This is a genomic window from Bacillus sp. 05T22 (genome assembly GCF_056396765.1).
Map to the genome: position 1 here is coordinate 1 of NZ_JBFTMC010000281.1, position 499 is coordinate 499.

Sequence of the window (499 nt, forward strand, 5' to 3'; positions counted from 1 at the left end):
TCTTTTCTCAATTCTTCAACTGCTATAGGGTAAGCTGGATTCTTATCGACTGTCACGACACGAGGCTCAGAAATATGAAAAGACTGCAAAGCTTTCTTGAAGAATCGCTTTGCAGCCTTGTGGTTTCTTGCTTTGCTTAGATAAAAATCGATGGTACTTCCTTTCGAATCGACAGCACGATACAGGTACATCCATTGAYTTTTTACTTTGATATATGTTTCATCGACTCTCCAAGARTCATTGGTTTGCTTGAGATGACGACGGATTCTTTTGTCTAATTCAGGACCATACTGATGAACCCAACGCATAATCGTTGTATGAGCAACGRWTAWGCCCCGTTCCKCCATCATTTCCACCAAATCACGAAAGCTCAAGTTGTACCGTAGGTACCATCTTACTGTTTGCAAAATAATATCATGATGATAATGCTTCCACTTGAATAAATTTCGCTTTTCCATACTGATCACGCACCTTTTTTAGAGTAATAGTATCAGTATGT

Annotated in this window: 1 protein-coding gene; it reads right to left on the minus strand. The window is 39.1% G+C overall.

What is annotated here, in order from left to right; all coding sequences use genetic code 11:
• Positions 1-458, minus strand: a 458-nt coding sequence (locus AC1DIT_RS28430; RefSeq protein WP_476998627.1) for an IS6 family transposase, incomplete at its 3' end; no start/stop codon positions are given.
• Between the last annotated feature and the right edge of the window lie 41 nt (positions 459-499).